This window comes from Micromonospora sp. NPDC004336, assembly GCF_053602615.1.
Map to the genome: position 1 here is coordinate 1 of NZ_JBSGDY010000012.1, position 14,016 is coordinate 14,016.

Annotated in this window: 12 protein-coding genes; 10 read left to right on the plus strand and 2 right to left on the minus strand. The window is 74.1% G+C overall.

What is annotated here, in order from left to right; all coding sequences use genetic code 11:
• The first annotated feature begins 146 nt into the window (after positions 1 to 146).
• The 8 genes from ACWENR_RS04820 (at position 147) to ACWENR_RS04855 (ending at position 11,111) form a co-directional block, all read left to right on the plus strand.
• The gene (locus tag ACWENR_RS04820) at positions 147 to 974 is read left to right on the plus strand and encodes an ABC transporter permease (RefSeq protein WP_452275724.1); all 828 of its coding nucleotides are present in this window, start codon (positions 147 to 149) and stop codon (positions 972 to 974) included.
• A gap of 2 nt (positions 975 to 976) precedes the next feature.
• On the plus strand, positions 977 to 1,723 hold the full coding sequence (locus ACWENR_RS04825) for an ABC transporter ATP-binding protein (RefSeq protein WP_452275725.1): 747 nt from the start codon (positions 977 to 979) through the stop codon (positions 1,721 to 1,723).
• Positions 1,720 to 3,729 carry a DUF5941 domain-containing protein gene (locus tag ACWENR_RS04830; RefSeq protein WP_452275726.1) on the plus strand — a complete coding sequence of 670 codons (2,010 nt, stop codon included), beginning with the start codon at positions 1,720 to 1,722 and terminating at the stop codon, positions 3,727 to 3,729. The genes ACWENR_RS04825 and ACWENR_RS04830 overlap by 4 nt, the downstream gene beginning before the upstream one ends.
• A 16-nt stretch (positions 3,730 to 3,745) precedes the next feature.
• A complete protein-coding gene (locus ACWENR_RS04835; protein WP_452275727.1) occupies positions 3,746 to 5,956 on the plus strand; it encodes a bifunctional glycosyltransferase/CDP-glycerol:glycerophosphate glycerophosphotransferase in 2,211 nt (736 codons plus the stop codon).
• A 135-nt stretch (positions 5,957 to 6,091) separates the two neighbouring features.
• Positions 6,092 to 7,390 (plus strand): ABC transporter ATP-binding protein, encoded by a 1,299-nt coding sequence (locus ACWENR_RS04840; protein ID WP_452275728.1) that lies wholly within the window; start codon positions 6,092 to 6,094, stop codon positions 7,388 to 7,390.
• 71 nt (positions 7,391 to 7,461) lie between these two features.
• On the plus strand, positions 7,462 to 7,926 hold the full coding sequence (locus tag ACWENR_RS04845) for a DUF4442 domain-containing protein (protein ID WP_452275729.1): 465 nt from the start codon (positions 7,462 to 7,464) through the stop codon (positions 7,924 to 7,926).
• Between the two features lie 63 nt (positions 7,927 to 7,989).
• On the plus strand, positions 7,990 to 8,742 hold the full coding sequence (locus ACWENR_RS04850; RefSeq protein ID WP_452275730.1) for an HAD-IA family hydrolase: 753 nt from the start codon (positions 7,990 to 7,992) through the stop codon (positions 8,740 to 8,742).
• Positions 8,739 to 11,111: a glycoside hydrolase family 65 protein gene (locus tag ACWENR_RS04855; RefSeq protein ID WP_452275731.1), complete on the plus strand. Its 2,373-nt coding sequence runs from the start codon at positions 8,739 to 8,741 to the stop codon at positions 11,109 to 11,111. Before ACWENR_RS04850 ends, ACWENR_RS04855 begins: the two co-directional genes overlap by 4 nt.
• Positions 11,112 to 11,229: 118 nt before the next feature.
• On the opposite strand, the gene ACWENR_RS04860 is transcribed toward ACWENR_RS04855, so the two are convergent.
• Positions 11,230 to 11,406 carry a hypothetical protein gene (locus ACWENR_RS04860; protein WP_452275732.1) on the minus strand — a complete coding sequence of 59 codons (177 nt, stop codon included), beginning with the start codon at positions 11,404 to 11,406 and terminating at the stop codon, positions 11,230 to 11,232.
• A gap of 168 nt (positions 11,407 to 11,574) precedes the next feature.
• On the opposite strand from ACWENR_RS04860, the gene ACWENR_RS04865 reads away from it, so the two are divergent.
• Positions 11,575 to 12,228 carry a dienelactone hydrolase family protein gene (locus ACWENR_RS04865; protein WP_452275733.1) on the plus strand — a complete coding sequence of 218 codons (654 nt, stop codon included), beginning with the start codon at positions 11,575 to 11,577 and terminating at the stop codon, positions 12,226 to 12,228.
• A gap of 48 nt (positions 12,229 to 12,276) precedes the next feature.
• Here the strand turns inward: ACWENR_RS04865 and ACWENR_RS04870 are convergent, their stop codons facing one another.
• Positions 12,277 to 13,419 (minus strand): AI-2E family transporter, encoded by a 1,143-nt coding sequence (locus ACWENR_RS04870; RefSeq protein WP_452275734.1) that lies wholly within the window; start codon positions 13,417 to 13,419, stop codon positions 12,277 to 12,279.
• Positions 13,420 to 13,620: 201 nt separating this feature from the next.
• Between ACWENR_RS04870 and ACWENR_RS04875 the strand changes: the two genes are divergently transcribed.
• A complete protein-coding gene (locus tag ACWENR_RS04875) occupies positions 13,621 to 13,803 on the plus strand; it encodes an antitoxin (RefSeq protein WP_452275735.1) in 183 nt (60 codons plus the stop codon).
• The last annotated feature ends 213 nt before the right edge of the window (positions 13,804 to 14,016 follow it).

The window sequence follows — 14,016 nt, forward strand, 5'->3', positions numbered from 1 at the left end:
ACCATGCGGGAGACGGGCGCGGACATGAAGGTGAAGTACAAGGAGACGGCGCGCGGCGGCCTGGCCGTCAACGTGATCGAGTGCTGAGAGTGCGCTGGATCACGGACTGCTAACCTGTCGTCCGTCCGGTGAGGCGGGAGGCGGCGGTGACCTCTGGCGTCGCGGCGTTGTGGTCGCACCGCAACTCCCTGCGCATCCTCGTCAAGCGCGACCTCGCCGTGAAGTACCAGCAGTCGGTGCTCGGCTACCTCTGGTCACTCATCGAGCCCCTCGGCATGGGGGCGATCTACTGGTTCGTCTTCGGCGTCCTCTACTCCCGCGACACCACCCGCCACCTGGGCGACGCGGCGGACTCGTACCCGCTGTTCCTGATCACCGGGATCTTCGCCTGGATGTGGACCAGTTCGGCGCTGAGCGAGGCCACCAACGCGCTGACCGGCCAGTCCCGGCTGATCACGACGATGAACGTGCCCCGCCAGGTCTTCCCGATCGGCCGGGTCACCGGCCGCTTCGCCGAGTACGCCGCCGGCCTGCCGATCCTGGTCGCCGTCGCCGTCGGCTACGCCGCGAACGGCCGGATCCAGCCGGGCTGGTCGCTGCTCGCCCTGCCGCTCGCGGTGGCGGTGCAGGCCGTCCTGCTGGTCGGGCTCGCGCTGCTGCTCTCGGCGGTCAACGTGCTGATGCGCGACGTCGAACGCTTCATGCGGCTGATCATCCGGGTGCTCTTCTACGCGACGCCGATCATCTACCCGCTGAGCCTCGTGCGCGACGCCGACCTGCCGGGCTGGCTGAAGGCCGCGTACGAGCTGAACCCGCTGGTCGGCATCTTCCAGCTCCACCACGCGGTCTGGTACCCGGACGAGTTCCCCGACGCCCGGCTGCTCGCCACGTCGGCCGGCGTCAGCCTGCTGGTGCTGGCCGCCGGCTGGTGGTCGTTCCGCCGGCTCGAACCCGCCGTGCTCAAGGAACTGTGACGATGGCCGACCCGATCATCGAGGCGGAGGGGCTCGGCATCCGGTTCGTCCGCAACCGGCGGCGGCAGCTACGGCTGCGTGAGCTGTTCATCCACCGGGGGCGGCGGGGCGCGGCGGACGGCCGGTTCTGGCCGCTGCGGGACGTCTCGTTCTCGGTCGAGGCCGGCGAGACGGTCGGCGTGATCGGCCGCAACGGCACCGGCAAGAGCACGCTGCTGCGGCTGATCGCCGGCGTGCTGATCCCCGACGAGGGCCGGATCCGGGTGCGCGGCGACGTCGCGCCGCTGCTGGAGCTCTCGGCCGGGTTCTCCAACGACCTGACCGGGCGGGAGAACCTCTACCTGGTCGGCGGGCTGCACGGGCTGTCGGCGGGCTACCTGCGCCGGCACTTCGACGACATCGTCTCGTTCGCCGGGGAGCAGGTGGAGCGGGCCATCGACACCTCGGTGCGGCACTACTCGTCCGGCATGAAGGTGCGGCTCGGCTTCGCGATCATCTCGCACCTGCCGCACCCGATCCTGCTCATGGACGAGGTGACCGCGGTCGGGGACGCGGAGTTCCGCAAGAAGTGTTATGCGACGATCGACCGTCTGCTCGGGGAGGGGCGCACTCTGGTGCTGGTGTCACACAACGAAAAGGACCTGACCCGGTTCTGCCGTCGGGGGCTCTACCTCGACGGGGGCCGGCTGAGCGTCGACGGCACGATCGCCGAGGCGCTCGACGCGTACCACACCGCGGTCCCGCGGTGACGCTCGCGATCGTGCTCGCCGCCGACGCCCCGGCCGCGAGCCTGCCCACCCGCGCGGGCGAACCCCTCGCCGACCGGCTGGCCGCCCAGTTGCGCCGGGCCGGGGCGGACGACGTGCGCCGCGCCGCCGATCTGGACGAGCTGGCCGCCCTGGTCGACGCGGCCACCGGGCCGGTGCTGGTCACGGGCGCCGACCTGGTCGCGCACACGGCCGTCCTGCGGCACCTGGCGACCAGCCCGGTCGGGCCGACCGTGGCGCTGGTGCTGACCGACCCGCCCGGCGACGGCCGCGCGGCCGTGCGCGAGGAGCGCGGCCAGGTGGTCGAGGCCGGGTCGCCGGAGGCGCTGGACGGCGACGCCACCGGCGTCTTCGGCGGCGCGCTGCGGGTCGGCGTCGACGACCTGCCGTCGCTCGCCGCCGCCGCGCGGGCCGCCGCCGGGGTGCTGCCCGCCGGCGGCCCGTCGGCCGTCGCGCCGCCGGTGACCGGGCCCGCCGTGGACCGGCTCTTCGCCGGCCTCGCCGGGCTCGGCGTGCTGACCTTCGCCCATCGGGTACGCCTGCTCGTCGCGCGCCGGGTGACCGACCCGGCGGGGCTGGCCGCCGCGGAGGCGGCCGTGGCCGCCGTCGACGAGGACCGGGCCGAGCTGAAGCTCTCGGTGAAGGAGCGCGACGACTTCTTCACCACGTTCTTCGTCAGCACCTGGTCGCCGTACGTGACGAAGGCGTCGGCGAAGCTCGGGCTCGGCCCGACCGCCGTCACGATGATCTCGGTGGCCTTCGCGGTGGCCGCCGCGGTGCTCTTCGGCGTCGGCGGGCGGCCGGCGCTGATCGCCGGGGCGGTGCTGCTCTACCTCGGCTTCGTGCTCGACTGCGTGGACGGGCAGCTGGCCCGCTACACCCGGCACTTCAGCGCCTGGGGCGGCTGGCTGGACACGATGGCCGACCGCGCGAAGGAGTACGTGGTCTACGCCGGCCTCGGCTACGGGGCGACCCACGCCGGGTTCCGGTACGGCTGGGCGCTGGCGATCGCCGCGATCACGCTCCAGACCGTCCGGCACATGACCGACACCTGGTACGGCGTGCTGCACGACGAGGCCGCCCGCCGGCCGAAGGCGGTCGGCGCCTCCGGCGGCGGCATCGGCGACAAGCTCAACGCCGCCTCCAACCGGGTGCAGGCCGACACGGGCTCGGTGTCGTACTGGCTCAAGCGGACGGTGGTCTTCCCGATCGGGGAGCGGTGGGCGCTGATCGCGATCACCGTGGCGCTGTTCGGCCCGCTGGTCAGCCTCTACGCGGTGCTGGCGTGGGGGGTGCTGGCCTTCGCGTACACCGGGGCGCTGCGCACGCTGCGCGCCCGCTGGATGTGGGTGCCGGTGCTGGACACGGTCGACGCCACCCTGCACCGCGACGACGGGCCGCTGGCCCGGCTCCTGCCGGTGGTCCGCCCGGTGGGCCCGCTGACGCTGGCGGTGCTCGCGGCGCTGGGGCCGGCGGCGCTGCTGGTGGCGGCGCTCGTCGCGACGGACGGCGCCGGGGCGGACGGGCTGCGCTGGGCGGTGCCGGTCGCGCTGCTGGTGCTCCTGGCCGGCGGCCTCGGGGCGGGCGCGGCGCACAACGGGCCGCTGGACTGGCTGGTGCCGGCCGCGCTGCGGGCGGGCGAGTACCTGTTCGCCATCGCGGTCGGGGTGGTCGGCGACGGGCCGCCGTGGCTGGTCTTCGGCTACGTCTTCGTGCTCACGCTGCACCACTACGACCTGACCGCGCGGCTGGAGAAGCGGCAGTCGGCCCCGCCGCTGCACGGCGCCACGCTCGGCTGGGAGGGGCGTTCGGTGCTGCTGGCCCTCGCGGCGATAGTCGGAATTGCGGGGATCGGGATGGCTACACTCGGAACGTACCTTCTCGTGGTTTTTGTGGGGAGTGTCGCCCTCGCCTGGGTGGTCCTGCCCGCCCGCGCCGCGCGGGCGTCGGTGGGCCTGGCCGGCGCGGGAGGTCGCTCGCCGGGCTGACGGAGGGGGCCGGCCGATGACACTGATCAGCTTCGTCGTGCCGGCCTACCGGGTGCAGGGCTACCTGCGCGAATGCCTGGACTCCATCCTCGGTCAGCCGGTCGCCGACATCGAGGTGATCGGCGTCGACGACTGCTCGCCCGACGACAGCGGCGAGATCCTCGCCGAGTACGCGGCCCGCGACCGGCGGATGCACGCCGTCCGGCTGACGGAGAACGTGGGGCTCGGTCCGGCCCGCAACATCGGGCTGGACCGGGCCGTCGGCGACTACGTCTGGTTCGTCGACGGCGACGACTGGCTCGCCCCGGGGTGCCTGGCGGAGGTGGCCGAGCGCCTCCGGGCCACCCGGCCCGACGTGCTCCTGGTCGACCACGTGCGGACGCACTGGAACAACGCGACCACCGGCAGCGCGATGGCGGAGGTGTTCCCCGAGCCGCCCGGCGACACCTTCCGACTGCGGGAGCGGCCCGAGACCCTGCGGCTGCTGCACACCGCCTGGAACCGGCTGGTGCGCCGGCAGTTCCTGATCGACGAGGGGCTGCGCTTCGCCCCCGGCTGGTACGAGGACGTCTCGTTCAGCTACCCCGTGCTGATGGCCGCCGAGCGGATCGGCGTGCTGGACCGGGTCTGCGTCAACTACCGCCAGCGGCGGGCCGGCGCGATCACCAGGACCCGGGGCGACCGGCACTTCGAGGTGTTCGACCAGTGGCACCGGGTGTTCCGGCTGATGGACTCCTGGGGGCCGCGGGTCGACGACCTGCGCCCCGCGGTGTTCGAGCGGATGATCTGGCACTACCTCACCGTGCTCGGCAACGGGCAGCGGATCGCCCCCGAGCTGCGCCCGGCCTTCTTCGCGCAGATCACCACCGACCACGCCCGCTGGCTGCCGCCCGGCGGCTATCCGGCGCCGGAGGGCGCCGAGGGGCTCAAGCACCGCCTGGTGGCCGCCGGCCGGTGGCGGACGTTCAGCGCGCTTCGCGGCGCCTACCGGGCGCGCGACGCCGCCCGGCGTACGGCACGGAGCACCAGGCGGCGGGTCGTGCCCCGGGCGCGGCGGGCCGCCCGGCTGGCCCGGGACGCGGTGCTGCGCGAGTACTACCGCGCCGAACTGCGCCGGCCGGTCGACCCCACGCTGGCCGTCTACGCGGCGTACTGGTACCGCGGCTACTCGGACAACCCGGCCGCCGTCTACGAGGCGGCGCGGCGGCTGGCGCCCGGGGTCCGGGGGCTGTGGATCGTCCGGCGGGACCGGGTGCACACGCTGCCGGACGGCGTGGAGTACGTGGTGGCCGGCACGCCCGCGTACTACCGGGCGCTGGCCCGGGCCCGCTGGCTGGTCAACAACGTCAACTTCCCGGACTTCGTCCGCAAGCGGCCGGGCACGGTGCACGTGCAGACCCACCACGGCACCCCGGTCAAGGTGATGGGGCTCGACCAGCAGCGGTACCCGATCGGCGCGGTGGGGATGGACTTCGCCGGGCTGCTGCGCCGGGTGGACCGGTGGGACTACAGCATCAGCGCGAACAGCTTCTCCACCCAGATGTGGGAGCGGGCGTACCCGGCCGCGTACACCACCCTTGAGGTGGGCTACCCGCGCAACGACCGGCTGGTCACCGCCACCGACGAGGAGGTGCTCCGGCTGCGCGCGGAGTTCGGCGTCGGCCCCGGCGAACGGGTCGTCCTGTACGCCCCGACGCACCGCGAACACCTGCCCGGCTACCGGCCGCCGTTCGACCCGGAGCGCCTGCTCGACGTGCTCGGCCCGGCCGGCCGGCTGCTGATGCGCAGCCACTACTTCCACGACCGCGACCGCCGCGCCCGACGCCCGGCCGACCGGGACCGGGTGCGCGACGTCAGCGCCCACCCGCGCGTCGAGGACCTCTACCTCGTGGCGGACGTGCTGATCACCGACTACTCGTCGGCGATGTTCGACTACGCCGTGCTGGACCGGCCGATCGTCGTCTACGCCCCCGACTGGGAGGCGTACCGGCTGGCCCGGGGCGTCTACTTCGACCTGCTCGCGGAGCCGCCCGGCGCGGTCGCCACCGGCTTCGCCGACCTGCTCGACCTGTTCCGGTCGGGGGCGGTCGACGCGGAGGCGGCCACGAAGGCCCGGCAGCGGTTCCGGGCCCGGTTCTGCGCGCTCGACGACGGCCACGCCGCCGAGCGGGTGGTCCGCCGGGTCTTCCTCGGCGAACGGCCGGAGCCGGCCCCGGGCCGCTGCTGACCGGCCGGGCGTCCCGTCCGGTGGACGTCACCGGACCGTCACGAGCCGAACATGGCACGTTTACCCGATGTGCGAGGCCAATGATCCTCGTCACAGTCATTCGGGGTCCGGTCCACGAGCTGGGGGGAGGGCACGGTGACCACCGTCGCGCTCAAGGATGTCACCAAGGTCTTCCGGGACGGCACCCTCGCCGTCGACAGCGTCAACCTCGACGTCAACGACGGCGAGTTCATGGTGCTGCTCGGCCCGTCGGGCTGCGGGAAGTCCACCGTCCTCCGGATGGTCGCCGGGCTGGAGGACCCGACGTCGGGAGCGGTGCTGCTCGACGGCGAACTGGCCAACGACCTGCCGCCGCGCGACCGGAAGATCGCGATGGTCTTCCAGGACTTCGCGCTCTACCCGCACATGACGGTCAACGACAACATCGCCTTTCCGCTCCGGCTGGCCGGGGTGGAGCCCGAGCCGCGCGGCGAACGGGTCACCGACGTGGCCAGCGCGCTCGGCATCGGCGACGTGCTCGGCCGCAAGCCCAGCCAGCTCTCCGGCGGGCAGCGCCAGCGGGTCGCGATGGGCCGGGCCATCGTCCGCCGTCCCGGGCTGTTCCTGATGGACGAGCCGCTGTCCAACCTCGACAGCGGGCTCCGCGCCGAGCTGCGCGCCGAGATCTCCGGCCTGACCCGCGAGCTGGGCGTCACCACCATCTACGTCACCCACGACCAGGCCGAGGCACTGACCATGGCCGACCGGGTCGCCATCATGCGCAAGGGCGTCCTCCAGGACGTCGGCACCCCCACCCAGGTGTACGGCCGCCCGGCCACCCTCTACGTGGCCGCGTTCCTCGGCAGCCCGCGGATGAACCTGCTGGAGGCGTCGGTCTACGTCCACCTCGACCGCTACGTCACCCTCACCCTCGGCGAGCAGGCGCTCTACCTGCCCTGGGACGACATCCGCAGCCGGGCGGTCGCGCACTACCACGGCGAGCGGATCGTGGTCGGGATGCGGGCCGAGGCGCTCACCCCGGTCGCCCCGGACACCCAGGGCGACGTGCTGCACGGCCGGATCCGCTACCTGGAGCACCACGGCCACGAGTCGCTCGCGTTCCTCGACATCGGGGCCACCGCGATCGTCGTGGACGAGATGGGCGCCCGGGTCGACGCCCCCGTCGACCAGGGTGGCCTGCGCCGGTTCGGCCAGGTGATGCAGCGGCTGACCGGGCGCGCGGCGGCGGAGGAGGAGCCCGTCCCGGCCACCGGGACCCGGACCAGCGTGCTCAGCGACCCGGGCCGGCACCACCGCCGCCCCGCCGAACTGGCGGTCCGGCTCGCGCCGTACCCCTCGGTCGCCGCCGGCCACCCCCTCGCCGTCTCCGTGCGGATGGACGCGCTGCACTTCTTCGACGAGCGGGGCGACCGCATCGACGTCGGCTGGCGCTGACGGGCCCCGGGACGCCGCCCTCCGGCGGCCACCGGGTTGTGGCCGAAGTTACCGGCTAGTAACGTCAGGGCATGACAATCGACTCGCGCCAGGTGGCGGCCGGCATGCTGGAGGCGGTGCCGTTCGCCCGCACGCTCGGCCTCGAATTCGTCGAGGTGGCTCCCGAGGCGCAGGGCGGAGTGCGGGCCGTCGTCCGCCTGCCCGACTCGCCCGCCACCCACAACCACGTCGGCGGGCCGCACGCGGGGGCCATGTTCACCCTCGGCGAGACCGCCTCCGGCGCGGTCGTGCTGGCCGCGTTCGGGCAGCTGCTCGACCGGGCCACGCCGCTGGCGGTGCGGGCCGAGATCGCGTACCGCAAGCTCGCCCTCGGGCCCGTGCTGGCGACCGCGCGGCTCGTCTCGTCCCCCGCCGAGGTGGTCGCCGAGCTGGCGGCCGGCCGGCGACCGGAGTTCCCCGTCCGGGTGGAGATCGCCACCGAGCAGGGGAAGTTGACCGGGGAGATGACGGTGCTCTGGACGCTGCGCCCGCACTGAGCCGGTCCGGGCAAGCGGGCGGAAAACGGTTTGCCGGCCCGGCGGTGTGGATAGATTCGTACCGTGCTGGGCCTGCCTGCTCACGTGACCGCCTGTCTCTTCGATCTGGACGGTGTGCTGACGCAGACCGCCCGGGTGCACAACGCCGCGTGGACCGAGACGTTCGACGGCTATCTGCGCCAGCGTGCCGCCGTCACCGGCGAACCGTTCCGCCCCTTCGACCCCGGGCCGGACTACAACCGGTACGTCGACGGCCGGCCGCGCGCCGACGGGGTGCGGACCTTCCTCGCCTCCCGGGGGATCGTGCTGCCCGAGGGGACGCCCGACGATCCGCCCGACGCCGACACGGTCAACGGGGTCGGCAACCGCAAGAACGTCCTGCTGCTGGAGCGGCTGCGCACCCACGGCGTGGACGTCTATCCCGGCTCGGTCACCTACCTGAAGGCCGCCGTCGCCGCCGGCCTGCGCCGTGCGGTCGTCACCGCCAGCGCCAACGGCCGCGAGGTGGTCGCCGCCGCCGGCCTGGAACCGCTGCTCGAGGGGCGGATCGACGGGCTGGTCGCCCGCGCCGAGGGGCTGCGCGGCAAGCCGCACCCGGACACCTTCCTGGCCGGGGCCCGGCTGCTCGGGGTCGACCCCGCCAACGCCGCCGTCTTCGAGGACGCGCTGGCCGGCGTGGCAGCCGGCCGGGCCGGCGGGTTCGGCTACGTGGTCGGGGTCGACCGGGTCGGCCAGGCCGCGGAGCTGCGCGCCCACGGCGCCGACGTCGTGGTCACCGACCTCGCCGACCTGCTCGACACCGGACGGCCCGCGTGATCAGGGAACGCGCCTATCCCGTCGAGCCGTGGCACGTCCGGGAGACCCGGCTGGACATGGACGTCCTGGCCCAGTCGGAGTCGGTCTTCGCCCTCTCCAACGGGCACGTCGGGCTGCGCGGCAACCTCGACGAGGGCGAGCCGCACGGCCTGCCCGGCACCTACCTCAACTCCTTCTACGAGCTGCGCCCGCTGCCCTACGCGGAGGCCGGCTTCGGGTTCCCCGAGTCCGGCCAGACGATCGTCAACGTCACCAACGGCAAGCTGATCCGGCTGCTGGTCGACGACGAGCCGCTCGACGTCCGGTACGGCGAACTCCTCGCCCACGAGCGGGTCCTCGACCTGCGCGCCGGCACCCTGCATCGGGAGCTGCACTGGCGCTCCCCGGCGGGCCGGGAGGTCAAGGTCCGCACCACCCGGCTGGTCTCCTTCACCCAGCGCGCCGTCGCGGCGATCAACTACGAGGTGGAGGCGGTCGACGGCCCGCTGCGGCTGATCATCCAGTCGGAGCTGGTGGCGAACGAGGCGCTGCCCCCGCAGAGCCGGGATCCCCGGGTCGCGGCCGTGCTGGAGTCGCCGTTGCAGGCGGAGGAGGAGCTGACCACCCCCGACGGCGGGCTGCTGATCCACCGGACCAAGGTCTCCGGCCTGCGGGTGGCCGCCGCGATGGAACACGAGGTGTACGCCCCGGCGCGCAAGACCATCCAGTCCGAGGGGTACGAGGACTGGGTGCGCACCACGATCGGGTGCGTGCTCAAGCCGGGCGAGACGCTGCGGGTGGTCAAGTACCTGGCGTACGGCTGGTCGAGCCGCCGCTCGCTGCCGGCGATGCGTGACCAGGTCGAGGCCGCCCTGACGGGGGCGCGCCTGGACGGCTGGGACGGGCTGCGTCGGGAGCAGCGCGAATACCTCGACGAGTTCTGGGACACCGCCGACGTCGTGGTGGAGGGCGACCCGGAGATCCAGCAGGCCGTCCGGTTCGGCATGTTCCACGTCCTCCAGGCCGGCGCCCGGGCCGAGCAGCGGCCGATCGCCGCGAAGGGCCTGACGGGGCCCGGGTACGACGGGCACGCCTTCTGGGACACCGAGATGTTCGTCCTGCCCGTGCTCACCTACACCCACCCCGCCGCCGTGCGGGACGCGCTGCACTGGCGGTACCGCACCCTGGCCGCCGCGCAGGAGCGGGCCCGGACGCTCAACCTGGAGGGCGCCGCGTTCCCCTGGCGCACCATCGAGGGCCCGGAGTCGTCGGGCTACTGGCCGGCCGGCACCGCCGCCTTCCACATCGGCGCGGGCATCGCCGACGCGCTGCGACGCTACGTGCAGGTCACCCAGGACACCGACCTGGAACGCGAGATCGGGCTGGAACTGCTCGTGGAGACGGCCCGCCTGTGGCGGTCGCTGGGCCACCACGACCGGCACGGCCAGTTCCACATCGACGGGGTCACCGGCCCCGACGAGTACACGGCGGTGAAGAACGACAACATCTACACCAACCTGATGGCGCAACGGAACCTGATCACCGCCGCCGAGGCGGTGATGCGCCACCGGGACGAGGCGTTCCACCTCGGCGTCACCGACGAGGAGGCCGCCGCCTGGCGGGACGCGGCGGCGGCCATGCACATCCCGTACGACGAGGAGATCGACGTCCACGAGCAGGTGGAGGGCTTCACCCGGCTCCAGGAGTGGGACTTCGCGCACACCCCGCCGGAGAAGTACCCGCTGCTGCTGCACTACCCGTACTTCGACCTCTACCGCAAGCAGGTGGTCAAGCAGGCGGACCTGGTCCTCGCCATGCACTGGCGGGGCGACGCGTTCACCCCCGAGCAGAAGCTGCGCAACTTCCTCTACTACGAGCGCCGCACGGTGCGGGACTCGTCGCTGTCGGCGTGCACCCAGTCGGTGCTGGCGGCCGAGGTGGGCCACCCGGAGCTGGCGCACATCTACCTGCGCGAGGCCGCGCTGATGGACCTGCACGACCTCAACGAGAACACCCGCGACGGCGTGCACATGGCGTCGCTCGCCGGGGCCTGGATCGCCCTGGTCGCCGGGTTCGGCGGACTGCGCGACCACGACGGGACGCTGTCGTTCGCGCCCCGCCTGTCCAGCCGGCTCGGGCGGCTGGAGTTCTCGCTCCAGTGGCGCGGGATGCGGCTGCGGGTGGACGTCCGGCCGCACGAGACCACGTACGCGCTGCGCCACGGCGACCCGGAGGACGTGCTGGAGCTGCGCCACCACGGCGAGAAGGTCCGGGTCACCTGCGCGGAGCCCGTCACCGTGCCGATCCCGCCGGCGGAGGTCTCCGGGCCTGCCCCGGAGCAGGCGCCGGGCCGGGCCCCGCTGCTCCGGCTGCCCGAGAACGAGCCGTGACGCACCGCCGGCCCGCTCCTCGGCGGGCCGGCGGCGGCGGTCAGGGTCGGTGCCGCGGGGCGGCCGGCGGCGCGGGTCGGTCCGACGCGCCTGCGGGCCGGGCGGCCGGCGGTGCCGGTCAGAGCGGTCGGCCCTGCGACGGCCGGCCGGACGCGTCGCGGGGCGCCATCGCCCGCGGGTCGTCGGCCGTGCGCGCCTGGGCCGCCTCGTCCGCCCAGTCCCGGCCGCGTTCGGTGTCCTGTTCGCGCCGTTCGCGCTCGGCGGTCTGCTGGCGGGACTCTCGCTGCTGCGCCATGGCGATCCTCGCGATCCGTCGGGGGCGCGGTTGCGCCGGTACGGTCTGCGGTCCCCCGCCGCCTACCCGACGCCCCCGGCCACAAACGCCGGGCGGACGGTCCCGCTTGCCGGCCGGGCGGGCGGGTATGCGAGCGCTCGGGGACGGACGTACGGGACGGAGGCGGAGATGGACGTGCGCAGCAGCGAGGTGACGATCCCGGCGGGGGACGCCGAACTCCCGGCCGACCTGCTGGTGCCGGCCGAGCCGGCGGGTGTGGTGCTCTTCGCGCACGGCAGCGGCAGCTCCCGGCACAGCCCGCGCAACACGGCCGTGGCGCACGTGCTCAACCGCAGCGCCCTGGGCACCGTGCTGGTCGACCTGCTGACCCCGGCGGAGGACCGGGTGGACGCCCGCACCGCCGAGCTGCGCTTCGACATCGGGCTGCTCGCCGGCCGGCTCGCGGCGGTCGTGGACTGGCTGGCGGCCGAGCGGCCCTTCGGGGCGGTGCCGATCGGGCTTTTCGGGGCCAGCACCGGGGCCGCCGCGGCCCTGGTGGCGGCGGCGGCCCGGCCCGACCTCGTCGGCGCGGTGGTCTCCCGGGGCGGTCGCCCCGACCTGGCCGGCCCCGCCCTCGGCCAGGTACGCGCGCCCACGCTGCTGCTGGTCGGCGGCCTCGACGAGCAGGTGATCACCCTCAACGAGCAGGCGCAGGACGCGCTGCCGGAGACGGCCGAGCTGACGGTGATCCCGGGGGCGACCCACCTCTTCGAGGAGCCCGGCACCCTGGAGCAGGTCGCCCACAGCGCCGCCGACTGGTTCGCCACCCACCTGGCCCGCTGACAGCACCCCCGAGGCCGGGGTCGTGCGGGCCGGCCGCCGACCTGACGATCACCGGGGATCCTGGCCGGGGGAGGCGGAGGGGGCCGGGTCGGTGACGGGGCGGCGGTGTTGCTGGACGGTGTCGATGACGCGCCAGACGACGGCGGTGATCGGCACCGCGACGAAGGCGCCGGCGATCCCGGCGATCAGCGTGCCGGCGGTGACCGCCACCAGGATCACCGCCGGGTGCAGGCGCACCTGACGCTTCATGATCAGCGGCTCCAGCAGGTTGCCCTCGATCTGCTGCACGGCGATCACGGCGGCGAGGACCAGCAGCGCGGTGACCGGCCCCTTCGCCGCGAGCGCCACCAGCACCGCGACCGCCCCGGCCACGGTCGCCCCGATGATCGGGATGAAGCCGCCGAAGAAGGTGATCAGCGCCAGCGGGAAGGCCAGCGGCACCCGCAGCAGCACCAGGGCCAGGCCGATGCCGATCGCGTCGATCGCGGCGATCACCATCGTGCCCCGGCTGTACGCGCCCAGCGTCCGCCAGCCGACCCGGCCCGCCTCCGCGGTCACCGACCGGTTCGGCCCGGTCGCCCGGGACAGCGTCCAGTGCCACATCGACCGGCCGTCCTTGAGCAGGAAGAACAGCAGCACGAGCGCGAGCAGCGCCGAGCCGACCACCTCGGCGGCCGTCCGGGCCCCCGAGACGGGATCCACCGAGCCCTGCCCGAAGCCCTGCCGGGCCTGGTCGAGCAGCTGGTCGAGCTGCTGGTCGCTGACCGGCAGCGTGGAGGTGACGAACTCGCGGGTCCGCCGCAGGCCCTGGGTCAGCTCCTGGCTCAGCTCGCCGAACTGGTTCGCGGTCAGGTTCCAGACCAGCGCCCCGACCCCGAACAGCACGCCGAGCAGCAGCAGCACGGTGAGCAGGGCGGCCAGCGAGGCGGGCAGGCGCAGCCGGCGCAGCGCGAGCTGCACCGGATCGAGCAGCGCGGCGAGGAAGACCGTGGCGGCCAGCGCGATGGCCAGCGGCGCGAGCAGCACCGCGATCTTCCCCAGCAGGTAGAGCCCGGCGACGACCACCACCAGGCAGGCGCTCCACACCACGGCCGAGCGGACCAGCCAGGGCAGGGCCGCCCATGCCTGCCGGGGCCCCGCCCCCCGGTCCGTCGTCCCTTCGGGCGTCCGCCCGGCACCGTCTGCGACCACGTCGGCCCTCCTCGATCTCCGGCGAGTCGGTACCCGGCTGGCGTCCCTGCGACACCCGCGTCCCTTCACGCTAGATGTCCCGGGGCGTGGTCCGGTGTCGGCTGGGCGATCCCGCCGCCCCTGCCGGGGCCCGTCCGGTCCGCGTTTGCGCCCGGACCGCCAGGGAAGGCTGAGACCGAACCCCGATTCGAGGAGGACCCGATGAGCGACTTCATGGACAAGGCCAAGGACTTCGCCGACAAGCACGACAAGCAGGTCGACCAGGGTCTGGAGAAGGGCGGCGACATGGCCGACCGGCGCACCGGCGGCAAGTACGACGAGCAGATCGACAAGGGCGTCGACCAGGCCCAGGCCCGCACGGGCGAGGGCGACCAGGTCCGCTGACCTCGTCGTACCCCTCCCGGGTCGCCGCACCGCCGGCGGCCCGGGAGCGTCGTCTCCGGACCGTTCGGCCGGCGGGTCGGGGAGGTCGTCTCCGAGCGCCCGCTCGTGGCCCCCGGGACCGGCTCCAGGTCGGCCGCCGGGCGGGCCGGAGCGGCGGTCGCCGGCCGATCGACACTCGCCGCTAGCCAAGGATCGACCAGTCTCGCTACTATC